Annotated in this window: 25 protein-coding genes; 14 read left to right on the top strand and 11 right to left on the bottom strand. The window is 67.6% G+C overall.

Features of this window, described 5'->3' with window-relative positions; translation table 11 throughout:
• Position 1 precedes the first annotated feature (1 nt).
• On the top strand, positions 2-970 hold the full coding sequence (gene miaA, locus AXYL_RS04525; RefSeq protein WP_013391644.1) for a tRNA (adenosine(37)-N6)-dimethylallyltransferase MiaA: 969 nt from the start codon (positions 2-4) through the stop codon (positions 968-970).
• Between the two features lie 61 nt (positions 971-1,031).
• Here miaA and purM read toward each other — a convergent pair whose 3' ends face one another.
• Positions 1,032-2,081, bottom strand: a complete 1,050-nt coding sequence (gene purM / locus AXYL_RS04520) for a phosphoribosylformylglycinamidine cyclo-ligase (RefSeq protein ID WP_013391643.1) — start codon at positions 2,079-2,081, stop codon at positions 1,032-1,034.
• Positions 2,082-2,563: 482 nt separating this feature from the next.
• Between purM and hda the strand changes: the two genes are divergently transcribed.
• The 4 genes from hda to AXYL_RS04500 are packed head-to-tail and all read left to right on the top strand — an operon-like array spanning position 2,564 to position 5,820.
• Positions 2,564-3,265, top strand: coding sequence for a DnaA regulatory inactivator Hda (gene hda, locus AXYL_RS04515; RefSeq protein ID WP_013391642.1), 702 nt, complete (start codon positions 2,564-2,566; stop codon positions 3,263-3,265).
• Positions 3,262-3,960, top strand: a complete 699-nt coding sequence (locus AXYL_RS04510; RefSeq protein ID WP_013391641.1) for an HAD family hydrolase — start codon at positions 3,262-3,264, stop codon at positions 3,958-3,960. Before hda ends, AXYL_RS04510 begins: the two co-directional genes overlap by 4 nt.
• Positions 3,961-5,325, top strand: coding sequence for a polynucleotide adenylyltransferase PcnB (pcnB, locus tag AXYL_RS04505; protein WP_013391640.1), 1,365 nt, complete (start codon positions 3,961-3,963; stop codon positions 5,323-5,325).
• Between the two features lie 3 nt (positions 5,326-5,328).
• Positions 5,329-5,820 (top strand): 2-amino-4-hydroxy-6-hydroxymethyldihydropteridine diphosphokinase, encoded by a 492-nt coding sequence (locus AXYL_RS04500; RefSeq protein ID WP_013391639.1) that lies wholly within the window; start codon positions 5,329-5,331, stop codon positions 5,818-5,820.
• Positions 5,821-5,827: 7 nt separating this feature from the next.
• On the opposite strand, the gene AXYL_RS04495 is transcribed toward AXYL_RS04500, so the two are convergent.
• From AXYL_RS04495 to AXYL_RS04480, 4 genes are read right to left on the bottom strand one after another with little or no spacing between them, the layout of a single operon-like run.
• A complete protein-coding gene (locus tag AXYL_RS04495; RefSeq protein ID WP_013391638.1) occupies positions 5,828-6,724 on the bottom strand; it encodes a sugar kinase in 897 nt (298 codons plus the stop codon).
• Positions 6,725-6,756: 32 nt separating this feature from the next.
• On the bottom strand, positions 6,757-7,590 hold the full coding sequence (locus tag AXYL_RS04490; RefSeq protein ID WP_013391637.1) for an HpcH/HpaI aldolase/citrate lyase family protein: 834 nt from the start codon (positions 7,588-7,590) through the stop codon (positions 6,757-6,759).
• Positions 7,587-8,780: a CaiB/BaiF CoA transferase family protein gene (locus AXYL_RS04485; RefSeq protein WP_013391636.1), complete on the bottom strand. Its 1,194-nt coding sequence runs from the start codon at positions 8,778-8,780 to the stop codon at positions 7,587-7,589. The genes AXYL_RS04490 and AXYL_RS04485 overlap by 4 nt, the downstream gene beginning before the upstream one ends.
• Positions 8,777-9,607, bottom strand: coding sequence for a MaoC family dehydratase N-terminal domain-containing protein (locus AXYL_RS04480; RefSeq protein ID WP_013391635.1), 831 nt, complete (start codon positions 9,605-9,607; stop codon positions 8,777-8,779). Before AXYL_RS04480 ends, AXYL_RS04485 begins: the two co-directional genes overlap by 4 nt.
• A 150-nt stretch (positions 9,608-9,757) precedes the next feature.
• Here AXYL_RS04480 and AXYL_RS04475 point away from each other — a divergent pair, with 150 nt between their 5' ends.
• Positions 9,758-10,651, top strand: a complete 894-nt coding sequence (locus AXYL_RS04475; RefSeq protein ID WP_013391634.1) for a LysR family transcriptional regulator — start codon at positions 9,758-9,760, stop codon at positions 10,649-10,651.
• A 16-nt stretch (positions 10,652-10,667) separates the two neighbouring features.
• Here the strand turns inward: AXYL_RS04475 and paaG are convergent, their stop codons facing one another.
• Genes paaG through AXYL_RS04460 form a run of 3 tightly spaced genes read right to left on the bottom strand, consistent with a single transcriptional unit; the run spans position 10,668 to position 13,821 of the window.
• Entirely contained in the window at positions 10,668-11,486 is an 819-nt protein-coding gene (paaG, locus tag AXYL_RS04470; protein ID WP_013391633.1) for a 2-(1,2-epoxy-1,2-dihydrophenyl)acetyl-CoA isomerase PaaG, read from the bottom strand.
• Positions 11,483-12,595 carry an acyl-CoA dehydrogenase family protein gene (locus AXYL_RS04465; RefSeq protein ID WP_013391632.1) on the bottom strand — a complete coding sequence of 371 codons (1,113 nt, stop codon included), beginning with the start codon at positions 12,593-12,595 and terminating at the stop codon, positions 11,483-11,485. Before AXYL_RS04465 ends, paaG begins: the two co-directional genes overlap by 4 nt.
• Before the next feature lie 35 nt (positions 12,596-12,630).
• Positions 12,631-13,821: an acyl-CoA dehydrogenase family protein gene (locus tag AXYL_RS04460; RefSeq protein WP_013391631.1), complete on the bottom strand. Its 1,191-nt coding sequence runs from the start codon at positions 13,819-13,821 to the stop codon at positions 12,631-12,633.
• Between the two features lie 196 nt (positions 13,822-14,017).
• On the opposite strand from AXYL_RS04460, the gene AXYL_RS04455 reads away from it, so the two are divergent.
• Genes AXYL_RS04455 through AXYL_RS04435 form a run of 5 tightly spaced genes read left to right on the top strand, consistent with a single transcriptional unit; the run spans position 14,018 to position 19,135 of the window.
• Positions 14,018-14,422 carry a Zn-ribbon domain-containing OB-fold protein gene (locus tag AXYL_RS04455; RefSeq protein WP_041654914.1) on the top strand — a complete coding sequence of 135 codons (405 nt, stop codon included), beginning with the start codon at positions 14,018-14,020 and terminating at the stop codon, positions 14,420-14,422.
• Entirely contained in the window at positions 14,419-15,591 is a 1,173-nt protein-coding gene (locus tag AXYL_RS04450; RefSeq protein ID WP_013391629.1) for a thiolase, read from the top strand. Before AXYL_RS04455 ends, AXYL_RS04450 begins: the two co-directional genes overlap by 4 nt.
• Before the next feature lie 11 nt (positions 15,592-15,602).
• Entirely contained in the window at positions 15,603-17,123 is a 1,521-nt protein-coding gene (locus AXYL_RS04445; RefSeq protein ID WP_013391628.1) for a class I adenylate-forming enzyme family protein, read from the top strand.
• A gap of 57 nt (positions 17,124-17,180) precedes the next feature.
• Positions 17,181-18,155 (top strand): Bug family tripartite tricarboxylate transporter substrate binding protein, encoded by a 975-nt coding sequence (locus AXYL_RS04440; protein ID WP_013391627.1) that lies wholly within the window; start codon positions 17,181-17,183, stop codon positions 18,153-18,155.
• 17 nt (positions 18,156-18,172) lie between these two features.
• The gene (locus AXYL_RS04435; RefSeq protein WP_013391626.1) at positions 18,173-19,135 is read left to right on the top strand and encodes an NAD(P)H-dependent flavin oxidoreductase; all 963 of its coding nucleotides are present in this window, start codon (positions 18,173-18,175) and stop codon (positions 19,133-19,135) included.
• Here the strand turns inward: AXYL_RS04435 and AXYL_RS04430 are convergent.
• Positions 19,132-20,127 (bottom strand): tripartite tricarboxylate transporter substrate binding protein, encoded by a 996-nt coding sequence (locus AXYL_RS04430; RefSeq protein WP_041652271.1) that lies wholly within the window; start codon positions 20,125-20,127, stop codon positions 19,132-19,134. The genes AXYL_RS04435 and AXYL_RS04430 overlap by 4 nt on opposite strands.
• A 128-nt stretch (positions 20,128-20,255) precedes the next feature.
• Positions 20,256-21,155: a LysR family transcriptional regulator gene (locus tag AXYL_RS04425; protein WP_013391624.1), complete on the bottom strand. Its 900-nt coding sequence runs from the start codon at positions 21,153-21,155 to the stop codon at positions 20,256-20,258.
• Positions 21,156-21,304: 149 nt separating this feature from the next.
• Between AXYL_RS04425 and AXYL_RS04420 the strand changes: the two genes are divergently transcribed.
• From AXYL_RS04420 to AXYL_RS04410, 3 genes are read left to right on the top strand one after another with little or no spacing between them, the layout of a single operon-like run.
• Positions 21,305-22,219 carry an SDR family NAD(P)-dependent oxidoreductase gene (locus tag AXYL_RS04420; protein ID WP_013391623.1) on the top strand — a complete coding sequence of 305 codons (915 nt, stop codon included), beginning with the start codon at positions 21,305-21,307 and terminating at the stop codon, positions 22,217-22,219.
• Positions 22,220-22,226: 7 nt separating this feature from the next.
• A complete protein-coding gene (locus tag AXYL_RS04415) occupies positions 22,227-23,087 on the top strand; it encodes a MaoC/PaaZ C-terminal domain-containing protein (RefSeq protein WP_013391622.1) in 861 nt (286 codons plus the stop codon).
• Positions 23,084-24,328 carry a CaiB/BaiF CoA transferase family protein gene (locus tag AXYL_RS04410; RefSeq protein ID WP_013391621.1) on the top strand — a complete coding sequence of 415 codons (1,245 nt, stop codon included), beginning with the start codon at positions 23,084-23,086 and terminating at the stop codon, positions 24,326-24,328. The genes AXYL_RS04415 and AXYL_RS04410 overlap by 4 nt, the downstream gene beginning before the upstream one ends.
• Positions 24,329-24,538: 210 nt before the next feature.
• On the opposite strand, the gene AXYL_RS04405 is transcribed toward AXYL_RS04410, so the two are convergent.
• The gene (locus AXYL_RS04405) at positions 24,539-26,062 is read right to left on the bottom strand and encodes a fumarate hydratase (protein ID WP_013391620.1); all 1,524 of its coding nucleotides are present in this window, start codon (positions 26,060-26,062) and stop codon (positions 24,539-24,541) included.
• Positions 26,063-26,087 lie beyond the last annotated feature (25 nt).

The raw sequence follows: 26,087 nt of genomic DNA, 5'->3' as shown, positions 1-26,087 counted from the left end.
CTTGTCGCCGTCCTCCTCCCCCAACGCGGCGCCGCTGGTGATCTGCCTGGCCGGCCCTACCGCGGCCGGCAAAAGCGCCTCCACCCTGGCGCTGGCCGAACGCTGGCCGCTGGAAATCGTCAACGTCGATTCGGCCACGATCTATCGCGGCATGGACATCGGTACGGCCAAGCCCTCGCCAGAAGAACAGGCGCTGGTGCCGCAGCATCTGCTGGACATCCTCGATCCCATCCAGTCGTACTCCGCCGCCGACTTCGTCGCCGATGCGCTGCGCCTGATCGACGAGATCCGCGCACGCGGGCGCATCCCGCTGCTGGCGGGCGGCACCATGATGTACTACAAGGCGCTGCGCGACGGCCTGGACGATCTGCCCCAGGCCGATCCGGCGCTGCGCGCCGAGCTCGAAGCGCGCGCCACCACCCAGGGCTGGCCCGCGCTGCACGCCGAACTGGCGCTGCTGGACCCGCCCACCGCCGCGCGCCTGGCGCCCAACGACAGCCAGCGCATCCAGCGCGCGCTGGAAATCTGCATGCTGTCCGGCCAGCCCATGTCCGCCCTGCTGCTGCGCGGCCAGCGCCCGCGCGCCGACCAGGGCAACCAGTACCTCACCATCAGCCTGGAACCCTCCGACCGCGCCGCCCTGCATGCCCGCATCGAGCAACGCTTCGACGCCATGCTGGACCGCGGCCTGCTCGATGAAGTGCGCGCCCTGCGCGCCCGGGGCGATCTGCACACCGGTCTGCCTTCCGTGCGCTGCGTGGGCTACCGGCAGATGTGGTCCCACCTGGATGGCGAGGTCGACCTGGCCACGGCCCGCGAACAAGGCATCGCCGCCACGCGCCAGCTGGCCAAGCGCCAGATCACCTGGCTGCGCGCGCAACCCGAGCGCGTCATCGTCGACTGCCTGGCGGCGGATGCCGTGGCGCAGACCATAGACGCGATGGCCATCGCCCTGGCGGAACGGGCCTAGCCAGCCGGCAGGCACAAAAAAACCGCGCCGTGGCGCGGTTTTTCGTTGAGCAGACCCAGGCTTACACCACGAAGGTCTGCGCCATGCCTTCCTTCTGCTCGACGATTTCGCCCAGCGTGCTGACGGTCTCGCCCTGCTCGCGCAACGTGGCCGCGATGGCTTCGGCCTGTGCCGGATCCACCACCAGCACCATGCCGATGCCGCAGTTGAAGACGCGATACATCTCGGTGTCCTCGACCTGGCCCTGCTGTTGCAGCCACTGGAACAGCTTGGGCATTTCCCAGTTGGCGCGGTGCAGTTGGGCCGACAGGCCGGGCTGCAGGATGCGCGGCACGTTGTCCAGCAGGCCGCCGCCGGTGATGTGGGCCAGGCCCTTGATGGCTGCGCCGTGCTTGGCCAGCGCGGCCAGCACCTGCTTCACGTAAATGCGGGTCGGCGCCATGACCACGTCGACCAGCGGCTGGCCGTGGAAATCGTCGTCGGGCTTGGCGTTGGCGCGTTCGAGGATCTTGCGCAGCAGCGAATAGCCGTTGGAGTGCGCGCCGCTGGAAGCCAGGCCCAGCACCACGTCGCCCGTCTTGATCGACTGGCCGGTGATGATGGCGGACTTTTCGACCGCGCCCACCGCGAAACCGGCCAGGTCGTACTCGCCGTCCGGGTACATGCCCGGCATTTCGGCGGTTTCACCGCCGATCAGCGCGCAGCCCGACAGCTCGCAGCCCTTGGCGATGCCGCCCACCACCGCGGCCGCCGTATCCACCGACAGCTTGCCGCAGCCGAAATAGTCCAGGAAGAACAGCGGTTCCGCGCCTTGCACCAGGATGTCGTTGACGCTCATGGCGACCAGGTCGATACCCACGGTGTCGTGGCGGTTCCAGTCGAACGCCAGGCGCAGCTTGGTGCCCACGCCGTCGGTACCCGAGACCAGCACGGGTTCCTTGTACGACTTCGGCACTTCGAACAGGCCGCCAAAGCCGCCGATACCGGCCAGCACCCCGGGACGCATGGTGCGCGCCGCAAGCGGTTTGATACGGTCGACCAGGGCGTCGCCTGCGTCGATGTCGACACCGGCATCGCGGTAGGTCAGAGGGGCGGTAGGTTGATTCGTCATGAGAAATGCCGTGGGGTATGTAACAATTGCTGGGATTTGGGTGGAACGCCCTGCATTTTACGATGTTGCGGGCGCAAGCAGGGATCGTCCCCGCCGGGGCGCCGTGAAAGCGCTTCGGACCGGAACGAACCCAGGCGCGCCCGGCCAGACCGGCAAGAAGGGCGGAATCGGCGCAAACCCAAGCCAGTCCAGGGCCCTGGACGCGACACCGTAACCCGAGGTGGTTTAAAGTGTAGGGTTGGCCGGTATTGATTTTGCCAGTGTATGAGGTTTTGACCCGGAGGTTTTGACCCGGAGGTTTTGACCCGGAGGTTTTGACCCGGAGGTTTTGACCCGGAGGTTTTGACCCGGAGGTTTTGACCCCAAGGGTTTTAACGACTCCACAGGCGTCGGGCCCGGCCAGCCTGTCTTGATTTGCTGTATTGACCCATAGCTGTATTGACCAGTACTACCCGCCTCGTTTCGGCACCCTGTAAGCTTCCATGAACCGCCAGCTGCTGCTCGACGTTCTTCCCGCGCCAGCGCCATCGCTGAACAACTATATCGCCGGCCCCAACGGGGAAGCGCTGGCGGCGGTGCGCGCGCTGATTCCGGGCCGCGCCCTGTACATCTGGGGCGCCGCGGGCTGCGGCCGCACCCATCTGCTGCGCGCGCTGACCGCCCGCCCCGACGCCGTCTATATCGACGCCGAAACGGGCGAAAACATGCTGCGCCGCCTGGCCGAAGCCGATTCCAAGTCGCCCATGCCCAAGTTCGTCGCGGTTGACGACGTGCACCGTATGAACGACAGCCGCCAGGCCGCCCTGTTCGCGCTCTACAACCGCTGGCGCGAATCCGCCGCCACCGGCCGCGCCTTCGCCCTGGCGCTGGCGGGCGACCGCGCCCCGCTGTCGATGCCGCTGCGCGAGGACCTGCGCACGCGCCTGGGCTGGGACCTGGTGTTCCGCCTGGACCCGCTGTCCGACGCCGACAAGCTGGCCGCCCTGTCGGCCCAGGCGGCCGAACGTGGCATGCACCTGGCGCCCGAAATCATCAACTGGATGCTCACGCACCACGAGCGCGACATCCGCAAGCTGGCGGAGCTGATCGACGCGCTGGACCGTTATTCCCTGGCCACCGGCCGTCCCATCACCCTGCCTCTGTTGCGGGCCATGCTCGCAGACCCTGATTCACAACGCACATGACCTCCCGACGTCTCGCCCTGTTCGACCTGGATCACACCCTGTTGCCGCTGGATAGCGACTACCAATGGGCCGACTATCTGGCACGCACGGGCCGCGCCGGGGATCCCGCCGAAGCCCGCCGCCAAAACGACGATCTGATGGATCGCTACAACCGCGGCGAGCTCACCGCCGAGCAGGCCGCCGAGTTCATGCTCGGACTGCTGGCCGCGCACACGCCCTATGACCTGGCGGCCTGGCACGAAGCCTTCATGGAAGAAGTGATCCGCCCGTCCATGACGCCCGCCGCGCGCGACCTGGTGCAATCGCACCTGGAAGCCGGCGACCTGTGCGCGGTGGTCACGGCCACCAACAGCTTCGTCACCGCCCCCATCGCACGCGCCTTCGGCGTGCCCCACCTCGTGGCCACCGACGCGGAATACCTGCGCGGGCGCTACACCGGCCGCATCCTGGGCACGCCCAGCTTCAAGGAAGGCAAGGTGGTGCGCGTCAACGACTGGCTGGCCGGCATGGGATTGGGGCTTGCGGATTTTTCGGAATCGTTTTTCTATAGCGATTCGGTCAACGATGTACCGCTGCTGGAAAAAGTGACCCGTCCGATCGCCGCCAACCCCAGCCCCACCCTGCGCGGCATCGCCCAGGAACGCGGCTGGCAAGTGATCGACTTGTTCGACCACATGGAAGATTCGAAGTCCTAAATGATCACTGAAACCATAAAAAAATTCGTCGGCCGACTGTTCGCGCCGGCACCCCGGGGGCCGTTGCGCATCGCGCGCGACAAACACGGCATCGACCGCCGCAACGTCTCGCGCCACGCGATCAAGGTCTGCGAGGTGCTGCGCCAGCATGGCTATGACGCCTACATCGTCGGCGGCGCCGTGCGTGACCTGATCGTGGGCCTGGAGCCCAAGGACTTCGACGTGGCCACCAACGCCACGCCCGAGCAGATCCGCCCGCTGTTCCGCCGCGCCCGCATCATCGGCCGCCGCTTCCAGCTGGTGCACGTGGTCTTCGGCCAGGAAATCATCGAAACCTCCACCTTCCGCGCGCCCGCCTCGGAAGACCAGGAGACCGACGAGCACGGCCGCATCCTGCGCGACAACGTGTTCGGCTCGCACGAAGAAGACGCGGCGCGCCGCGACTTCACCATGAACGCGCTCTATTACGACCCGCACAACGAGGAAGTCATCGACTTCCACAACGGCGTGGCCGACCTCAAGAAGCGCCAGGTCCGCATCATCGGCGACCCGGCCAAGCGCTATCGCGAAGACCCGGTCCGCATGCTGCGCGCCGTGCGCTTCGCCGCCAAGCTCAACGGCACGATAGACCCGGCCACGCGCCAGCCTATCAGCACCATGGCCGAGCTCATCGACAACGTGCCGGCCTCGCGCCTGTTCGACGAAATGCTCAAGCTGCTGACCTGCGGCCATGCCATGGACTGCCTGCGCCAGCTGCGCGCCGACGGCCTGCACAAGGGCCTCCTGCCCCTGCTGGACGTGGTGCTGGAGCAGCCCGGCGGCGAACATTTCGTGGAGTTGGCGCTGGAACGCACCGACGCGCGCGTGCGCTCCGGCAAGACCATCAGCCCCAGCTTCCTGTTTGCCGCGCTGCTATGGCAGCAGGTCGAGGCGCGCTGGAAGCAGCTGCGGGCGCAGGGCGAACACACCATTCCCGCGCTGTCGCAGGCCGCCGATTCGGTGCTGGACGAACAGACCGAAAAGCTCGCCATCCAGCGCCGCTTCTCGTCGGACATGCGCGAGATCTGGTTCATGCAGCCGCGTTTCGAACGCCGCATGGGCAAGACCATCTACCGCATGATCGAGCAGCCGCGCTTCCGCGCCGCCTGCGATTTCCTGCAGTTGCGCGCCGCCGCCGGCGAATTCGACAGCGTGCTGGCGCAATGGTGGATGGACCTGGCCAACGCCGACGACGTCACCCGCAGCGAGATGATCGAAGAAGTGGCCCGCCAGCCGCGCGAAGCCGGCGATGCGCCGGCCGCCGCCCCGCGCAAGCGCCGCCGCCCGCGCCGTTCGCCGTCGCGCGGCACGCCCAGCGCCGACTGAGCCATGTCCGCAACAGCCCTCGTCCGCGCCTATGTCGGCCTGGGCGCCAATCTGGGCGACGGCGCAGCAACCCTGCGCCGTGTCTTGGCCGAATTGAAGGAAACCGACGGCATCGTGGCGGTGACAGCATCGCCGTTCTATCGCACCGCGCCGGTGGAAGCCTCTGGACCGGATTTCACCAATGCCGTGGCAGCGCTGGACACGCGCCTGGCGCCGCTGGCCCTGCTGGACGCGTTGCAGGCGCTGGAAAATCTGCATGGCCGCGAGCGGCCCTACAAGAACGCGCCGCGCACGCTGGACCTGGACCTGCTGCTGTATGGCGACACCGCGCTGGACCATGAGCGGCTGGTTCTGCCGCATCCCCGCATGCACCTGCGCGCCTTCGTGCTGATGCCCTTGCGCGATCTTGCTCCCGGGCTGTCGCTGCAAGGCAAGCTCATCGACCACTGGATCGGCACGATCCACGACCAGCCGATAGCACGCATCGCGGACTGAGCGCCCGCTACTCCTTCGGCGCGTAGGCCATCAGCGCGCGCTCCACGTCCTCGACCCGCGGCAGGCCCGCTTCATTGCCCAGATGCTGGATCTTATGGGACGAGGCGGCGCGCGCGAACGTGAAGTGCTCCGCCCAGGGCAGCTCCGGACGGTTCAGATAGGACCAGACGTAGGCGCCGTGGAACACGTCCCCGGCCCCCGAGGTATCGACGATGCTGGCGGCCGGCACCTCCAGCGCGGGCAGGACTGCCACCGTCCCCGTCTCGTCGTACCAGAGCATGCCGTGCTCGCCCATGGTCACGGCGCCTATGCGGCAGCCGCGGGCCTTCAGCAGATCCAGCAGCCCCTGCGGCGTGAGCCCCAACTGTTCGCACATGCGCTCCGCGCAGACCGCCACGTCGATATAGCGCAGCAATTCATCGGTGTTCTCGCGCACACCCCCGCCATCCAGCGAGGTCAGCACGCCCGCCTGCCTGCAGGCCTGCGCGTAGTGCAGGGCGGCGTCCGGTTGATGGCCGTCCAGGTGCAGGGCGCGATAGCCGCCGATGTCCAGCCTGGGAAAATCGTTCAGGTAATCCACGTCGCGCGCGCGCACGATGGCGCGCTTGCCGTGATTGGGCATGATGAAGGACAGGGACGACCGGCCCACCTTGCGCGCATGCAGCGAGACCCCGTGCGCCGCCGCCATGTCCGTGTACATGTGGCCCAGCCAATCCGAAGCCAGCGAGCAGATCAGATCGGGCGGCGTGCCCAGCCGCGCGCAGGCAAACGCCGCCGTCACCGCATTGCCGCCGAAAGACACGGCGTAGTCGCGCGCCACGCTTTTTTCATCGCCCGTGGGCCACTCGTCCGCCAGCACGGTGACGTCGATATAAGTATGTCCGATGAAGAGCGCTTCGCTCATAGACCTGCCGGAAAGAAGTGATCGGAACCGGCCTAGAAACCGGTGGTTTCGCCCGCCTGCGCCAGCACCAGCCGCGCGCGCGCGATGACGGGCGCGTCGACCATCTTGCCGTCCAGCATGAAGGTGCCGGCCGAGGTGTCGCGGTGCGTGGCGATGACGCGGCGCGCCCATGCCAGTTCCTGCGCCGCAGGCACGAAGGCCGCATGGATCACCGGCACCTGCGTGGGATGGATGCACAGCATGCCGCCGAACCCCATCTGCTGCGCGCGAGCCGCGGCGTGCGCCAGCCCGGACTGATCCTGGACGCCCGGGAACACGCCGTCCAGGGCCGGCGCCAGGCCGGCGGCGCGGCTGTGCAGCAGCACCTGCACGCGCGCCTGGTCCAGCACCGTCTCCGCGCCCGGCGTATCGGGTGTCAATCCCAAGTCCAGGCCGTAATCCAGGCTGCCGAACGCCAGGCGCTCGACCCCGGGGGTGGCGGCGACTTCAGCAACATTGAGTATGCCCTGGGCGCTTTCCAGAATGGGAATCACGCGCAGACCCGCCTGGACCACGTGGCGCACCTGCGCCAGGCTTTCGGCCTTGGGCAGCAGCACGCCGGCCACCCCGGGCTTGCCGCGGCAGGCCTTGAGGTCGTCGTCGTGCCAGGAAGTGGAGGCATCGTTGATCCGCACCCACAGCCGCGCGCCGGGATTCGTTCCCAGGAAATCGCACAGCGCTTCCCGCGCGGAGGCCTTGGCCAGATGCTCCACCGCATCTTCCAGATCGACAATGACGGCGTCGGCCCCGGCGGCCAGCGCCTTGGGAATGCGCTCGGGGCGCGAAGCCGGCACGAACAGCGCGCTACGGACAACGGGATGCGTCACACGACCTCCGATGCATGGAACTGCGCCACCTGATCGGGCGCGTATCCCAATGATGCTAGCACCGCATCGGTATTTTGGCCCACCGCGGGCACCGCCGCCATACGCGGCGCGAAGGCGTTGCTGCTGGCCGGGGGCAGCAGCGCGGGCAGAACGCCTGCGGGGCTGTCGACCTGGCTCCAGCGGCCGCGGGCCTGTAGCTGCGGGTGCGCCCAGACGCCGGCCATGTCGTTGACGCGCGCGTTGGCGATCTGCGCGTCTTCCAGCCGCTGCGTCACCTGTTCAATGGACAAGTCGGCGAACGCAGCCACGATCAGCGCGCGCAAGTCATCGCGGTTGGCGGTACGCAGCGAATTGGAGATGAAGCGCGGGTCTTCCGCCAGTTCCGCCTGGCGCAGCACCTGGGCGCAGAACACGCGCCACTCGCGCTCGTTCTGCAGGCCCAGCATGATGGTGGCGCCGTCGCCCACGGGGAACGGGCCGTAGGGATAGATGGACGCGTGCGCCGCGCCCGCGCGCACAGGCGGCGTGCCGCCCTCGAACGCGTAATACATGGGGAATCCCATCCACTCGACCATGCTTTCCAGCATGGAGACGTCCAGGCGGCTGCCCAGGCCCGTTTTCTGTCGCAGCAGCAAGGCGTTCAGGATCGCGGAATAGGCGTACATGCCGGCGGAGATGTCGGCGATGGAACAGCCGGCCTTGACCGGATCGTCCTTGGTGCCGGTCACCGACAGGAAGCCGCTTTCGCTCTGGATCAGCAGGTCGTAGGCCTTCTTGTCCTGGTAGGGCCCGCCCTCGCCGTAGCCCGAGATGTCGCAGACGATCAGGCGCGGGTACTTTTTGTGCAGGGCATCAAAAGACAGGCCCAGGCGCGCGGCGGCGCCTGGCGCCAGATTCTGCACCAGCACGTCGGCCGTCTCCAGCAGGCGCTCCATCACGCCGCCCGCCTCCTCGCGCTTGAGGTCCAGCGTCAGGCTTTCCTTGGACCGGTTGGTCCAGACGAAATGCGAGGACAGGCCGCGCACGCGCTCGTCGTAGCCGCGGGCGAAGTCGCCGCCACCGGGGCGTTCGATCTTGATGACGCGCGCGCCCATGTCCGCCAGCTGGCGGGTGCAGAACGGCGCGGCAATGGCGTGTTCCAGGCTGACGACGGTGATGCCGTCCAGGGGACGGGGGGCCTCGATGCTCATTCGGTAAACCTCAGTTCAGCTTGGTGGGCCAGCGTGCCGTCCTGCTCGGCCCAGAGCTGGGCCACGCCCGGTTCGGTCAAGCGGCCAGCCACCTGGAAGGGCGTGGGCGCAATCAGCGGACGCAGGCCGCGATACGCCAGATGGGTCAGGCGCGCCTGCGGGTGGGCCCGGGTAAAGGCGGCGACCATCTCCGTGGCGATCAGCGGACCGTGCACCACCAGCCCGGGATAGCCCTCGGTCCCGGTCACGTAGGGATGGTCGTAATGGATGCGATGGCCGTTGAAGGTCACCGCCGAATAGCGGAACAGCAGCACCGGCGACGGCTCGACGGTATCGCGCCATTGGGCCTGCGGCGCGGGCTCGCTGCCGCTGAGCTTGGGCGGGGTCGGCTGACGGTAGACGATGTCCTGTTCTTCGTGGATGGCCACTACGCCTTCCTGGCGGAACTCATGCCGCACCGTCACGAACAGCAGCGCGCCGGTGCGCCCCGCTTTTTCCTTGACGTCGATCACGGTGGACTCGCGTTCCGCGGGCACGCCAACCTTCAGCGGCTGGCGGAACTCCACCCGGCCGCCCGCCCACATGCGGTTGCGGTCCTGGGCCGGCGGCAGGAAGCCGCCGCGCGCCGGATGGCCATCTGTCCCCAGCCCGTCCATGTCCACCGTGGAAATGAAGAACGCCCATTGCCACAGCGGAGGCAAGGCATCGCCCTGGGCCGGTGCGGGGCCGCCCAGCGTGGCCGCGATGCGCGCGGCATGGCCGGGGTCCATGGCGTCCGTCTTGCGTTCACCGCTGCCGATCCATGCGGCCGGATCTGTAGATGTCATGCCGATATCCTCTGCTGGGGTTTTTACAGACTGAAGCATGCCCGCAAGCCGTCCCGCTTGTGAATTCGTTTTTGCTCAAGGCGGGGTTTGCGCCGCCTGAATCGGGCGTCCGCCTCCCGGCCCGCCGCCGCGCGCCGTAATATATGGCCCATGCACTTCGACCTCGCCGACCTACGCCTGTTCATCCACATCGCCGAATCCCCCAGCCTGACCCAGGCGGCCAAGCGGGCGCACCTGTCCCTGGCGGCCGTCAGCGTGCGCATCAAGGCGCTGGAGAACCAACTCAATACCCGCCTCCTGTACCGCGACAGCCGCGGCGTGGAAATCACGCCTGCGGGCCAGAAGCTGCTGCAGCACGCGCGGGTCATCATGCGCCAGGTGGACCACCTGAAACATGACTTCCAGGAACAGGCCGACGGCGACGCCGGCCACATTCGCATCTTCGCCAACACCACGGCAGTCACGGAATTCATGCCAGACATCCTGGCGCAATTCCTGTCCGCCCACCCCGGCGTCACCGTGGACCTGCAGGAACGCCTGACCCGCGATATCGTGCGCGGCGTGCTGGACGGCACCACCGACCTGGGCATCGTGGCCGGCCCGGTGGACGCCCCCGATTTGCAGACCATCCACTTCAGCACCGACAAGCTGGTGCTGGTGGTGCCCAACGGCCATCCGCTGCAGGACCAGGAAAAGATCAAGCTGGCCGAGGCGGTGCGCTATCCCTTCATCACCATGCACGAAGGCTCCACCCTGGTCGCCTTCCTGCGCGACCAGCTGGACCAGGTCGGCCAGCGCCTGCCCCAGCGCATCCAGCTCTACAGCTTCGATTCCATCTGCCGGATGGTGCAGGCAGGCGTGGGCATCGGCGTCATCCCCGACTCCGCGGCGCGGCGCTATGGCGCCGACATGAAACTGCGCGTGGTCGAGCTGGACGAACCCTGGGTGGTGCGCGAACGCAAGTTGCTGGTGCGCGACATCGACGCCCTGCCGGGCTGCGCGCGCGAACTCATCGAACAGATTCAGGCGCCGCGGGCGCCCTGAAGGCCGCCCGCAAGCCTCAGGTGCCGGTGAATGCCGGCGGGCGCTTTTGCGCGAACGCCCGCATGCCTTCCAGGTAGTCGTCGGTGTAGCCCAGTTCGCGCTGCAAGCGGCATTCGAGATCGAACTGCTGCGCCAGCGTATTGCCGCTGGAAGCGTGCAGCGCGGCCTTGGTGGCCGCATAGGCGCGGCTAGGACCGGCCGCCAGCGTATCGTTGACTTCCGCCAGCGTCGCCGCCAGCGCCTCGTCCGGCACCACGCGCCAGATCAGCCCCCATGCTTCCGCCTGCCGGGCGCTGAGCGCTTCACCAAACAGCGCCGCGCCCATGGCCCGGGCGGAGCCCACCAGGCGCGGCAGGAACCAGGTGCCGCCGGCATCCGGCAGCAAGCCGATCTTGCTGAAGGCCTGGATGAAGCGCGCCGACTCCACCGCGAACACCACGTCGCAGGCCAGCGCCAGGCTGGCGCCGGCGCCGGCCGCGACGCCGTTCATCACGCACACCACGGGCACGGGCAAGGCGCGCAACCGGGTGATCAGGGGCCGATAGCATTTTTCCAGGATCAGGCTCAGATCGCGGCGCTCGCCGTCCTCGGCCGGCTTGCGCTCGCCGAGATCCTGGCCCGCGCAAAAACCCCGCCCCGCGCCGGTGATGATCAGGCCACGCAGGCCACTGTCGGACTCCATCACGTCCAGCGCTCGCGCCAGTTCGGCATGCATCACTTCCGTGAAACTATTCAGCCGGTCGGGCCGGTTCAGGGTGATGACGCCCACGCCCCGTTCCAGCGTGAAGCGGATCTGGGTATAGCCGCCGTCGGCCTGGGTCGCCGCCGCGCTCATGCCAGTTCCTCCAGCACGGCCAGTTGCTCGGCGGTATCGCCCAGCAACTGGTCCACCACGGTAAGCCGCTTGAAGTAGTCGCCCACGTCCAGTTCGTCGGTCATGCCCATGCCGCCATGCAGCTGTACCGCCATCTGCGCCACCAGGCGGCCGGCGCGCGCGGCCTCCAGCTTGGCCGACGCGATCATGCGGCGGCGCTGGGCAGCGTCGGTTTCGGTCAGGGCCGCCACCGCCACATAGGCCATGGACAAAGCCAGCTCCTTGGCCACCAGCATCTCCGCCAGGCGATGCTGCAAGGCCTGGAACGAGGCCAGCGGCTGGCCGAACTGCTTGCGCGCCTTGAGATAGTCGACGGTGATCTCCAGCAGCCGTTCCATTGCGCCCGCCGCATGCGCGCACAGCGCGGCCGTGCCCCACTGCAGCGCCTGGGCCAGGGCCTCGTCCGCGGCGGCGCCTTCGGCCAGCAAGGCGTCGGGCGGCAGGCTGACCGACTTCAGATCCAGCCGGGCGCAGCGCGCGCCGTCCAGCGTGGGCGTATCGGTGAGCTGCACACCCGCCGTGCCGGCCGGCACCGCCAGCAGCAAGGACTGGCCATCATCGCCGCGCGCGCTGACCAGCCATGCCGTGGCCGCGGCGCCGTGCCAGACCAGATGCTTGACGCCGTCCAGGCGCCAGCCTTCGGCGATCTTGGCGGCGCGGCAATCGCGCGGATCGGCCTCATAGCGGCGGCCGGGTTCCTGGTACGCCACGCTGACGATGGCGTCGCCCGAGGCGATGGCCGGCAGCCACAGGCCGCGCGCCTCGCCGCCGCAGGCGTCCAGCAGCGCCGCGCCCATGACCGCGCTGGGGATGACCGGCTCGGACACCAGCCCGCGGCCCAGTTCCACATGCACCGGCAGCAGGCTGGCCGGCACTTCGCCGAACCCGCCGAAATCCTGCGGAATGGTCAGGCCCAGCACGCCCAGCTCCGCCAGCGCGGCCCACGCGTCGGCATCCAGCTTGCCCGCAGCCTGGCGGGCGCGGCGGCGCGCGTGCGTCCATTCCTGGTCCACCAGGCGCCGCAGGCTGTCGGCCAGCATGCGCTGTTCTTCGGTATAGATGAAATCCATGCGTCGTATTCCTGTCGGGTTGCGCGAGACCGGGCCTACAGGCCCAGCACCAGGCGGGCGATGATGCCCTTCTGCACTTCGGTGGTGCCGCCGTAGATCGAGGTCTTGCGCATATCGGCATAGCCCGCGCCGGCCGCGGCCGCCATTTCGGGTCCCGGGCCGCCGTAGCCGTTGCCGGCCTCCAGCCAATCGGGGTCGTAGGGCCAGGCGTCCGGCCCCGCCACCTCCATCTGCAACATGGCCAGGTCCTGCTGGATCTCGGAGCCGCGGATCTTCAACACCGAGGCTTCCGGCCCCGGCGTGCCGTCGTTGCTGGACGCCACGCGCAGCAGCAGCATTTCCAGCGCCATGATGTCGACCTCGATGCGCGAAATGCGGTCGCGGAACCGGCTGTCCGAAAGCAGCGGTTTGCCGCGGGAACTCGCGTCCGCAGCCATGCGCTTGAGGATGCCCAGCTCACGGTGACAATGGCCCAGGCCCGCGATGCCGGTGCGTTCATGGCCCAGCAGGTACTTGGCATAAGTCCAGCCCTGGTTCTCCACGCCCACCAGATTGGCCGCCGGCACGCGCACGTTTTCCAGCCAGACCTCGTTCACGTCGTGTCCGCCGTCCAGCGTACGGATGGGACGCACGGTCACGCCCGGCGTACGCATGTCCAGCAGCAGCATCGAAATACCGCGCTGCGCGCGGGCCTCGGGATCGGTGCGGACCAGGCAGAACATCCAGTCGGCGTACTGTGCCAGCGTGGTCCAGGTCTTCTGGCCGTTGACGATGTAGGCGTCGCCATCGCGCACCGCGCGGGTCGAGAGCGAAGCAAGATCGGACCCCGAGCCGGGCTCGGAGTAGCCCTGGCACCACCAGTCCTCGACGCGGATGATGCGCGGCAGGAGGCTGGCCTGCTGCTCGGCGCTGCCGTACTTCATCAGGACCGGGCCGATCATGGACAAGCCGAAGGGCAACAGGCGCGGTGCGCCGGCCTTGAAGCATTCCACCTCGAAAATCAGCCGCTGCAAGGCGTTCCAGCCAGTGCCGCCATGTTCGACGGGCCAGTTCGGCGCGCCCCAGCCCTGGTCGGCCAGGATGTTGTGCCAGCGCACATAGTCATCGCGCTCCAGCCGCTGGTGCCGCAGCACCTTGTCGCGGATGTCCTGCGGCAGCTTGTCCGTGGCGAAGGCGCGCACTTCTTCGCGGAATAGCCGCTCCTGCGGCGTCCAGGTCAGATTCATGGTCGGGCTCCTTTTCCGCTATCTAGCCACGGCCCGGCGCACCGGACAATCTGCCTCTTCCGAAGACGGGCTTCGCGCTGGACATAGGGCGCCCCACTACGGGCCGGCAGAAGGCCAGCTTCAGCAATGAAGAATGGCCGAACCCGCCGCCAGTGCCGACACTTGCAAGCGTCATCCACTGGAACCCGTAGGCATCATGACCGTTCCCGATCACCAGGCTGCCGCGCCGCAAGGCGTCGAAGCGCAGTACCGCCAGGCGCTGGACCAAGGCCGCTTCCTCATCCAGCATTGCGCGGGCTGTGACCGCGCGGTGTTCTATCCCCGCATGATCTGCCCCCACTGCGGCGCGGACAAGCTCGCCTGGGCCACGCCCGACGGGCGCGGCGAGGTCTATTCCACCACCGTGGTGCGCCGCAAGCCCGAGGCAGGCGGCGACTACAACGTGGCACTGATCGACCTGCGGGAAGGCGTCAGGCTGATGAGCCGGGTCGAGGGCGTGGCGCCAGACGCCGTGCATATCGGCATGCAGGTGCGCGCGCAGGTAACACAGCAGGCCGGTCACGGCCTGGTGGTCTTCATTCCCAACAAGGAGGCGCCATGACGCTGAACGATCTGCGCGGCGCCGTGGCGGTAGCGGGCGTCGGCCACGCGGGCCTGGGCCAGGCCACGGGCTACACCGAAATGGAAATCCTGGTGCAGGCCGCGCAGCGCGCGGTAGCGGACGCCGGCCTCAGCATGCGCGACATCGACGGCATCTGCACCGCCAGCGTGGCCGCGCCCATGTGGGCCATGCCGGTGATCGAACATCTGGGCATCCGTCCGACATTCATCGACAGCACCATGCTGGGCGGCTCCAGCTTCGTCGCGCACCTGCTGCCGGCGCTGCATGCGCTGGCCTCCGGCCAGTGCAACGCGGTGCTGGTCTGCTACGGCAGCACGCAGCGCACCTCCACCTTGAGCCGCGCCGAGATCGGCCGGGTCCGCAAGCAGTTCGATCCGCAGCCCTACGAAACGCCTTACGAACCGCTGAGTCCCCTGTCGTCCTATGCCTTGGCCGCCGCGCGCCACATGCATCAGTACGGCACGCGCCGCGAGCACCTGGCGCAGGTGGCACTGGCCGCCAACCAATGGGCCCAACTGAACCCCGAAGCGCAATTGCGCGAGCCCGCCACGCTGGAGCAAATCCTCTCGGCCCGCATGGTGTCCGACCCGCTCAGCGTGCGCGACTGCTGCCTGGTGACCGACGGCGCGGGCGCCTATGTGCTGGTGCGCGCCGAGCGCGCCCGCGACCTGCCGCGCCCGCCGGTCTACGTGCTGGGCAATGCCACCGCGGTCTGGAACCGCCAGATATCGTCCATGGAAGACCTGACCGTGACCGCCGCGGCCGAGTCCGGCAAACGGGCCTTCGACATGGCAGGCGTGGCGCCCCAGGACATCGACGTGGTGGAGCTGTACGACGCCTTCACCATCAACACCCTGCTGTTCCTGGAAGACCTGGGCTTCTGCGCCAAGGGCGAAAGCAAGGATTTCATCGCCGGCGGCGCCATCGCTCCGGGTGGCACGCTGCCGGTCAACACCAACGGCGGCGGGCTGTGCTGCGTGCATCCCGGCATGTACGGCGTCTTCATCATGATCGAGGCCGTCCGCCAACTGCGCCGCGAATGCGGCGCGCGCCAGGTCGCCGATGCTCACCTGGCCCTGGTGCACGGCAACGGCGGCACCCTGTCCAGCCAATCCACCGCCATCCTGGGCACCCAGGCTACGCTTTGAACGACGCAACCATGTCCCCGGCAGCCCCTCTTACCCGCATCCATCAATTGCTGGCGCAGCAAGCCGGCCTGCGGCCTGACGCCACCTTCCTGCACGAGGAAGGCGGCGGCAAGCTGAGCTACGCGCAGTTTTTGCGCCGCGTGCAAGCCGCGGCCGCCTGGCTGGAAAGCCAGGGCGTGCGTCCCGGACACCGCGTGCTGATCGCGGGAGAAAACTGCGCGGCCATGATCGCCGCGTTGTTTGCCTGCAGCTTGACGGGCGCCTGGCCGGTGGGCGTCAATGCGCGCCTGTCCACGCGCGAGATCGACGCCATCCGCAGCCATGCGCAGCCTGAACTGCTGCTCTACACCAGCGGCATCTCGCCCGCCGCCGCGGCTCACGCCGAACACGCGGGCGCCGCTGACGCCGATCCGGACGTCTGGGGACCAGGCGTGCAGGCTGCCAGGGCGGACGGCCCCACGCAGGCCGAGACAGGAGATACGGCCGCTGAAGTGGCCACCGTGATCTACACGTCCGGCACCACGGGCGCGCCCAAGGGCGTCCTGGTGCCGCATCGCGGCCTGCTGCATTTCGCGCGCGTCTCCGCGGCCTCGCGCCGCCTGACGCCGCAGGACATCGGCTACGCCGCGTTGCCCATGTCGCACATCTTCGGCATCGCCACCGTGCTGATGGCCACGGTGCATGCCGGCGCCAGCCTGGTGCTGCGCAGCCGCTTCGACGCCGCGGACGCTTTCAAGGCCCTGGCCCATCCCGGCGTCAGCATCCTCCAAGGCGTGCCGACCATGTTCAGCCGCATGATGGCCGTGGCGCCGCCGCGCGCGGAGCTGCGGGCGCCGGCCCTGCGCTATCTGTACACGGGCGGCGCCGCATTGGACCCCACGCTCAAGCGCGACGCCGAGCGCTATTTCGGCGTCGCCATGCATCACGGCTACGGCATCACCGAATACGCGGGCTCCATGTTCGTCACCCGCATCGATGCGCCGCGCGGCGACTGCTCGGCCGGCCACGCGGTCGAAGGCGTGGAGATGCGCATCGGCAGTCCGGACAGCGGCACGCCCGCGCCCGGCGAGCGCGGCGACATCCTGATCCGCGGCCCGGGCGTCATGCTGGGCTACTACCGCAGCCCTGAACAGACCGCGCAGGCGCTGCTGCCCGGCGGCTGGCTCAACACCGGCGACATCGGCTACGTCGACGAGCACGGCGCGCTGTACATCGCGGGCCGCTCCAAGGACCTGATCATCCGCTCCGGCTTCAACGTCTATCCGCTGGAAGTCGAATCGGTCATCAACGCCTTCCCCGGCGTGCGCCTGTCGGCCGTGGTGGGCCGCGCCACCGCCGACCAGAACGAGGAAGTCATCGCCTTCGTCGAGCCCCTGCCCGGCGCCACGGTGGACACCAACCTGCTGATGCTGCATCTGCGCGCGCAACTGGCGCCGTACAAGCGGCCCGCCCGCATCATCCCCATCGACACCATTCCCACGACCGTCAGCGGCAAGATCCTCAAGCAGCCGCTGAAAGAAAGGCTGGCGTAGCCGCGGCCCCGCTGTTCCGCTGCACGACCCGCCACTTACCCACAAGGAGACAACAGCGTGAACATCAAGACCCTGCTCACCGCAGCCGCCGCCGCGGCGGCGCTCGCCACGGCCGCTAGCGCCCAGGCGGACGCCTATCCCGAACGCCCCATCCGGCTGCTGGTGGGCTATGCCCCCGGCGGCCCCGTGGACACCACCGCCCGCGTCTTCGCCAAGTACCTGGGCGACAAGCTGGGCCAGCCCGTGGTGGTGGAGAACCGCGCCGGCGCGAGCGGTATGATCGCCTCGGACGCCACCGCCAAGGCCCCGCCGGACGGCTACATGCTGGGCTTCGCCGCCAGCCCCACCCTCACCATGTCGCCGCTGGTCCAGCGCAGCACGCTGTTCGATCCGCGCAAGGACTTCTCGCTGATAGGACTGGTGGTGGACTACGCCAACGTCCTGCTGATCGGCCCGCAGATTCCCGCCAAGAACGTCAGCGAACTGGTCACCTACGCCCGCGCCCATCCTGACGCCGTGTCCTTCGGCTCGGCCGGCATCGGCGCCTCCAATCACCTGTCGGCGGAACTGCTGAAAAAGCAGGCAGGCGCGCCCATGCTGCACGTCCCCTACAGGGGCAACTCGCCGGCCATGGTCGACGTGATCAGCGGCAAGATCACCTTCATGTTCGACATCACCAGCACGGCCATACCGTTCATCAAAAGCGGCAAGGCCCGCGCCCTGGCGGTCACCTCCAAGACCCGCAACCCCGAACTGCCCGACGTGCCCACCATGGTCGAAGCCGGCATGAAGGACTACGAGGTGGTGGGCTGGTACGCGCTGGTGGGTCCGAAGAAGCTGCCCGACGCCGTCGCTGCCCGCCTGACCCGCGCGCTGAACGAGGTCTCCAGCGATCCCGCCTTCCGCCAGGCCATGACCGACGGCGGCTACACCATCAACACCGGCGACTCCAAGGCGCTGCAATCACGCATCGACCGTGAATACGCCCTGTGGTCCGACGTCATCCAAAGCGCCAATATCCAGGCCAACTGACCCCCCGGAGCATCCAGATGAATCCCCCGCTCGCGCTGCACACCCAAACCCGCCTGCCCGTCATCGGCGCCCCCATGTTCCTGGTTTCCGGCCCGGACCTGGTGGTGGCGCAATGCGCGGCGGGGATCATCGGCACCTTCCCCTCGCTTAACGCCCGTCCGCAGGAACAGCTGCACGACTGGCTTACCCGCATCGAAGACGGCCTCGCCGCCAGGCGCCAGGCCGCGCCCGGCGCTCGCATCGCGCCCTACGGCGTCAACCTGATCGTCCACCCCAGCAATCCGCGCTGGCAGGGTGATCTGGCCATCTGCGCCGAACGGCGCGTGCCGCTCATCATCACCTCGCTGCATGCGCCCGAAGCCGTGGTGGCAGCCGCGCACGGCTACGGCGGGCTGGTGTTCCATGACGTCACCAACGTGCGGCATGCCCAGCGCGCGCTGGACGCCGGCGTCGACGGCCTGATCCTGGTGGCGGCAGGCGCAGGCGGCCATGCCGGCCAGATCAATCCGATCGCGCTGGTCAACGAGATTCGCGCCTTCTACGACGGCCCGCTGGCGCTGTCTGGCTGTATCAGCCACGGCAAGGACATCCTGGCCGCGCAAGTGCTGGGCTGCGACTTCGCCTACATGGGCACGCGCTTCATCGCCACCCAGGAATCATTGGCAGGCGACGCCTACCGCGAAATGGTGCTGCAGGCGCAAGCCGCGGACGTCACCTACACCCCCTACTTCTCGGGCGTGCCCGCGAACTATCTGTCGGCCAGCATCCAGGCCGCGGGCCTGGACCCGCTGGAGCTCGCCAGGAACGGCATCGCCCCGCCCGCCAACATGGACAAGAGTTCCCGGCCCAAGGCCTGGAAAGATGTGTGGAGCGCGGGCCAGGGCGTGGGCGCCGCGCAGGAGGTCCTGCCGATCGCGATGCTGGTGGATCAGCTGGAAGCCGAATACCACGGCGCGCGCGAGGCCCTGCTTCGACGCTAATCCAGCTTGATGTTGGCCGTCTTGATGACGTCGCGCCACTTCGCGATTTCGTCGCGCACAAAATCGCCGAACTGCTCGGGGGTGCCAGGCTTGGGCTCGGCCCCCGCGGCGATCATGCCCTGCGCGGTGGCCTGATCCGACAGCACCCGCACCAGGTCCGCATTCACGCGCTTCACAATATCGGGCGGCGTGCCCTTGGGCGCCATCACGCCGCTCCACGAGTAGGCCTCGTAGCCCGGCAGGCCCGCCTCGGCGATGGTCGGCACGTCCGGCAGCATGCTGGAACGCGTTGGATTGCCCACGCCCAAGGCGCGTACCTTGCCGCCCTTCAGATGCGGCACGGCGGAAGGACCGTCGGCGAACATCACCTGCACCTGTCCGCCCAGCAGGTCCTGCATGGCGGGCGCGCTGCCGCGATATGGCACGTGCTGGATGCGCACGCCTGCCATGGCATTGAAGAGCTCGCCGGCCAGATGCGTGCCGCCGCCCGTGCCCGACGAGCTGAACGACAGCTTGCCCGGGTTCGCCTTGGCGTAGGCGATCAGTTCGCTCACCGAATTCACCGGCAGCGCCGCGTTCACCACCAGTACGATGGGGAAGACGGCCGCCATGCCGACCGGCACGAAGTCCCGGGTGATGTCGTAGCTGAGATTGCCCCGCAGGCTGGGCAGCACCGCGTGGTGGATGGAAGCGAAGAAGTAGTTGTAGCCGTCGGGCTCGGCCTTGGCCGCAAACTGCGCGCCCACAATGCCGCCGGCGCCCGACTTGTTGTCCACCACCGTAGGCACCGACCACAGCTGGCCCAGCGGCTGCGTGGTAAAGCGCGCGGTCGTGTCCACGGGCCCGCCCGCGGGGAATGGCACGATGAAGTTCACGGCATGCGCCGGCCAGGCGGCGGCGCGGGCGATGGCGGGGAACAGCGCAGGCAGCGCGGCGGCGGCGCACGCGGCGCCCAGCCCCGCAATGGCGCGGCGGCGTAGTAGATCGGTCACGGCAGTCTCCTGGTTCTCGGTTTTATGGGCGGCCAAGCTCTAGGACTGCTGCCTGACGCCTTTTTTATTATTTGCCGAACCGGCGGAGCCGCCGCTACATATTTGCAAAAGCCCCTCTTCGGGACGCGCTACAGGCCGCGCGCCGCGCGCTGCACGTGTCCGATGAAGCATTCCGCGAAACTGGGCAGATCGCGTCCGCGCTGACGGCACAGCAGGCGGTCGCGCAGCGCCCAGGGGTCGTCCAGCTTGAGCACGTGCAGCGCATCCGGGCGGCTGTAGCGCGCGGCGCAGGCGCGCGGCACCACCGCGATCCCCGCGCCCGCCTCCACCATGCGGCACACGGCCTCGAAGCTGCCCACGTGCACCCGCTGGCAGATGCGCTTGCCCAGGCCGCTGGCGATATCTTCCAGAAAGGTCTGGATGGCGCTGTCGGGATGAATGCCGACGAACTGGTACGCGTCCAGCAGGTCAGCGAAATGCGCGGACTCGGAGGCAGCCAGCGGATGGTCCAGTGACGTCACCACGGTGAGCTCATCGCGGAACAGCGGCGTGACGTCCAGGCCGGACACATCGATATTGCCCGCCACCAGTCCCAGATCTCCCTGACCTGCGCGTATGGCAATGACGATATCGCCGGAAATTTTTTCTTCCAGCTCCACGTCCACATCAGGGTTTTCCGCAAGAAACGTGGACAGCGCATCGGCCAGGAAGGAATTGGTGGCCGTGGTGTTGGCCAATAGGCGCAGGCGTCCCTTCAGGCCGCTGGCATAGGGCTGCAGATCCGCGTTCAGGCATTCCAGCTGCCGGAATACGGCATTCGCATGCTTGAGCAGCACTTCGCCCGCCGGCGTCAGCGCCACGCCTGTGGCCATGCGCACCAGCAGCCTGGCCTTGAAGGCCTCTTCCATGTTCTTCACCCGCGCGCTCGCCGCCGGCAGGGATAGGAAGGTGCGCTCGGCAGCCCGGGTCAGATTGAGTGTTTCCCCCACGTTCAGAAACAAACGCAGGTCCGTCAGATCGTGTCTCATGTTCCACCACGCAGAAGGGGGGCATATCTAATTTTGAATTCTTCGCATGCCTCGTCGAATCTACCATGGTGCATCCCCTCGAACCAGAGCGTTTGATGCGGAACTGTTTTCCACACGGCGCGCGCGCCGCAGCACAGGAGTCAACTTCAATGAGCGGCATGGTTTCCGGAAAAGTAGTGATCGTTACCGGCGCGGGCGGCGGCATCGGCCGCAGCATTGCGCTAGCCATGGCGCAGGCCGGCGCCAAGGTGGTCGTGAACGACATCGGCGTATCGCTCACCGGCGAAGGCGGCGCGGAAGGCCCCGCGCAAGCGGTCGTCAAGGAGATCATCGCGGCGGGCGGCCAGGCCGTCGCCAACACCGACAGCGTGGCCGCCTACGACAGCGCCAGCCGCTGCGTGCAGACGGCGATCGACGCCTTCGGCCGCATCGACGCCGTGGTCAACAACGCCGGCAATCTGCGCGACCGGGTTTTCCACAAGATGAGCGAAGAGGAATGGAGCCAGGTGCTGGGCGTGCACCTGAACGGCTCCTTCTTCATGAGCCGCGCGGCGGCGCCCTACTTCCGCGAACAGGAGTCCGGCGCATTCGTGCACATGACGTCCACGTCCGGACTGATCGGAAACTTTGGCCAGGCCAACTACGCCGCGGCCAAGCTGGGCATTGTGGCCCTGTCGAAATCCATCGCGCTGGACATGGCGCGCTACAACGTTCGCTCCAACTGCATTGCGCCGTTCGCCTGGAGCCGCATGACCAGCTCCATTCCGGCCGAAACGGATGAGGAAAAGGCCCGCGTCGAAAAGCTGAAGAAGATGGAAGCCGGCAAGGTCGCGCCCATGGCCGTCTACCTGGCCAGCGACGCCGCCAGCGAGGTCACCGCGCAGATCTTCGCGGTGCGCGCCAACGAGATCATGCTGATGAGCCAGCCGCGTCCGCTGCGCACCGTGCATCACGGCGACGGCTGGACGCCAGAGCGCATCGCCGAGATCGCGGTGCCCGCCATGCGCAAGCACTTCTACGCGTTGGAGCGTTCGCCCGACGTGATCGACTGGGACCCCATCTGAGGCCGCCATGCCCCTGGACTACGCAACCGTAAAGAACTGGCGCTTCGACGAGGTGCGCCAGCGTTACGACGAGAAAGACACCATGCTGTACGCCCTGGGCATAGGCCTGGGGCAGGATCCCGAAGACGCCGGCCAGCTGCGCTACGTGTACGAAAAGGGCCTGCAGTCCTTCCCCACCATGAGCGTGGTGCTCGGTTATCCCGGCTTCTGGGTCCAGGATCCGCGCGCCGGCATCGACTGGGTCCGCGTGGTGCACGGCGAACAGCGGCTGACCATGCATGCGCCCTTGCCGCCGGCGGGCGTGGTCACGGGCAAGACCCGCAACACGCATGTGATCGACAAAGGCGCCGACAAGGGCGCCATCGTCATCACCGAGCGTACCCTGCACGACGAGGACGGCACCTGCCTGGCCACCTTGCGGCAAAGCACCTTCTGCCGCGGCGACGGCGGCTTCGGACCAGGAGACGACAGCCCCGCCGCCCTGCCCGCCGCGCCCGACGGCGAACCAGACCTGCGCTGCGAGATCCGCATTCCCGCCAACGCGGCCCTGCTGTACCGGCTGAACGCCGACCGCAATCCGCTGCACGCGGACCCCGAGGTCGCGCGCCAGGCCGGCTATCCCAAACCCATCCTGCACGGGCTGTGCACCTACGGCGTAGTGGCCCACGCCATCGTCAAAAGCTGCTGCGGCTACGACGCCTCGCGCCTCGTCAGCCTGAACACGCGCTTCTCGGCGCCGGTCTACCCCGGCGAAACCCTGCAATGCGGCATCTGGCGCCTGCCCGACGGCCAGATCCGCTTCCTGGCCCGTGCACTCGAACGCAAGATAACCGTGTTGAGCCACGGCACCGCGGAGCTGAAACCATGACGCGCCCGCCCGCCTTGACCGGCATCCGGGTGCTGGACCTCTCGCGCATCCTGGCCGGCCCCTGGTGCACGCAAAACCTCGCCGACCTGGGCGCCGACGTCATCAAGATCGAACGTCCCCGCGTAGGCGACGACACGCGCGCCTGGGGCCCGCCCTTCCTGAAAGACGGCGACGGCCGCGACACCGAAGAATCCGCCTACTACCTCAGCGCGAACCGCAACAAGCGCTCAGTAGAGGCCGACATGGCCACCCCCCAAGGCGCCGCGCTGATCCGCGAACTGGCGGCCGCCAGCGACATCCTGGTCGAGAACTTCAAGGTCGGCGGCCTCGCCAAATACGGCCTGGACTATGACAGCCTCAAACAGATCAACCCGCGCCTGATCTATTGCTCGGTCACCGGCTTCGGCCAGGACGGCCCCTACGCGCAGCACCCCGGCTACGACTTCATGATCCAGGGCCTGGGCGGCCTGATGAGCATCACCGGCGAACGCGACGACCTGCCCGGCGGCGGCCCGCAGAAGGCCGGCGTGGCGGTGACCGACATCATCACCGGCATGTACGCCACCGTCGCGATCCTGGCCGCCTTGCAGGAACGCCACAACAGCGGCCTGGGCCAGCACCTGGACATCGCCCTGCTGGACAGCCACGTCGCCATGCTGGCCAACCAGAACTCCAACTACTTCAACTCCGGCGTCGCGCCCCAGCGCGCCGGCAACGCGCACCAGAACGTCGTGCCCTACCAAGTGTTCGCCGCCAGCAACGGCCACCTGATCGTCGCCACCGGCAACGAATCGCAGTACCGCGCGTACTGCCGCGCCATCGGCGCACCCGAGCTGGGCGACGACCCGCGTTTTGCCACCAACCGCATGCGCCTGGCCAACCGCGAGGTGCTGGTCGGCCTGCTGACCGAGATCATGCGCCAGGGCAAACGCGACGACTGGATCGCCAAACTGGAGGCCGTGGGCGTGCCCTGCGGGCCGATCAACGATATCGCCCAGGCCCAGGCACATCCGCAAGCGTTGGCGCGGCAGCTGCGGCGCGATTTGCCGCATCCGGCGGGCGGCATGGCGGCGGTGACAGCCAGCCCGTTGCGGCTATCGGCCTCGCCGGTGGAGTACCGTCGCGCGCCGCCGCTGCTGGGGGAGCACACGGAAGAGGTGCTGCGCGAGGTGCTGGGCAAGACGGCGGAGGAGATCGCCGCGTTCCGCGCTCAGCTACAAGCACCATCAAATTCAAATTAATCACGTATGTCATTTCCGGCCGCCCGCGCGGCCGAAAATGGCGGGCAACAAGAACGTCGTCCCTGACCACAACTCCAGCAGCGCACCAGACCAAGACACAAGTAGCCCGTCGTCGCGGGCGGCCTACGAAGCACAGCCAAACGCCCTCCGAAACCAAAAAAAAACGGCCACCAGTCCCCTGGCAGCCGTTTTTCCCACAGCCTACAGAAATCAAGCCACAGCGACCGGAATCTTCCCGATCTTCGCCTGCCATTCCTTAGGCCCCGTGGTGTGGACAGAAGTGCCCTGAGCGTCAACCGCCACCGTCACCGGCATGTCCTTCACGTCGAACTCATAGATGGCTTCCATGCCCAGGTCCGCAAAACCCAGCACCTTCGCGCCACGAATCGCCTTCGACACCAGGTAAGCCGCGCCGCCCACAGCCATCAGATAAGCCGAGTTGTGCTTCTTGATCGACTCGATCGCCACCGGCCCGCGCTCCGACTTGCCGATCATCGCGATCAGCCCGGTCTGCTCCAGCATCATGTCCGTGAACTTGTCCATGCGCGTGGCCGTCGTGGGACCCGCCGGGCCAACCACTTCATCGCGCACCGGATCCACCGGCCCCACGTAATAGATGACCCGGTTCTTGAAATCCACCGGCAGCGGCTCGCCCTTGGCCAGCATATCCTGGATACGCTTGTGAGCCGCATCGCGGCCCGTCAACATCTTGCCCGACAGCAGCAAAGTCTGGCCCGGCTTCCAGCTGGCCACTTCTTCCTTCGTCAGCGTATTCAGGTCCACCTGCTTGGACTTGTTGTAGTCAGGCGCCCAATGCACTTCCGGCCACTCCGACAGCGACGGCGGATCCAGGCGCGCCGGGCCCGAGCCGTCCAGCTCGAAATGCGCATGACGCGTAGCCGCACAGTTCGGAATCATCGCCACGGGTTTCGAGGCCGCATGCGTCGGGAACGTGCTGATCTTCACGTCCAGCACCGTCGTCAAGCCGCCCAGGCCCTGCGCGCCGATACCCAGCGCGTTGACCTTCTCATACAGCTCGATGCGCAGCTCTTCCAGCTTGCTCTGCGGGCCGCGCGCCAGCAGCTCATACATATCGATGTCTTCCATCAACGACTGCTTCGCCATCAGCATGGCCTTCTCGGCCGTGCCGCCGACGCCTATGCCCAGCATGCCCGGCGGGCACCAGCCGGCGCCCATCGTCGGGACCGTCTTCAGCACCCAATCCACCAGCGAATCGCTCGGGTTCAGCATCGCAAACTTGGACTTGTTTTCCGAACCGCCGCCCTTCGAAGCCACTTGCACGTCGACCTTGTCACCCGGGACAAGCTCGACGTGCAGGATACAGGGCGTGTTGTCGCGCGTGTTCTTGCGCGCGAACAGCGGATCGTCCAGCACCGAGGCGCGCAAAGGATTGTCCGGGTTCAGATAACCGCGGCGCACACCTTCATCACAGAGCTCCTGCAGCGTGCGCTTGGTCTCGAAACGCACGCCCATGCCGACCTTCAGGAACACGTTGACGATGCCCGTGTCCTGGCACAGCGGACGCTTGCCCTCGGCGCACATGCGCGAGTTGGTCAGGATCTGCGCCATCGCGTCGCGCGCGGCGGGGCTTTCCTCGCGCTCGTAGGCGCGCGCCAAATGACGGATGTAGTCGACAGGGTGGTAGTAGCTGATGAACTGGATGCCATCGGCTATCGACTGGATGAAGTCTTCTTCTTTAATGATGACGGACATGGCGATATGCGGGTGTAGATGGATA

It is taken from the genome of Achromobacter xylosoxidans A8 (assembly GCF_000165835.1).
In the GTDB taxonomy this organism is placed as follows: domain Bacteria; phylum Pseudomonadota; class Gammaproteobacteria; order Burkholderiales; family Burkholderiaceae_B; genus Achromobacter; species Achromobacter xylosoxidans_B.
This window is presented reverse-complemented; position numbering and strand designations above follow the sequence as displayed.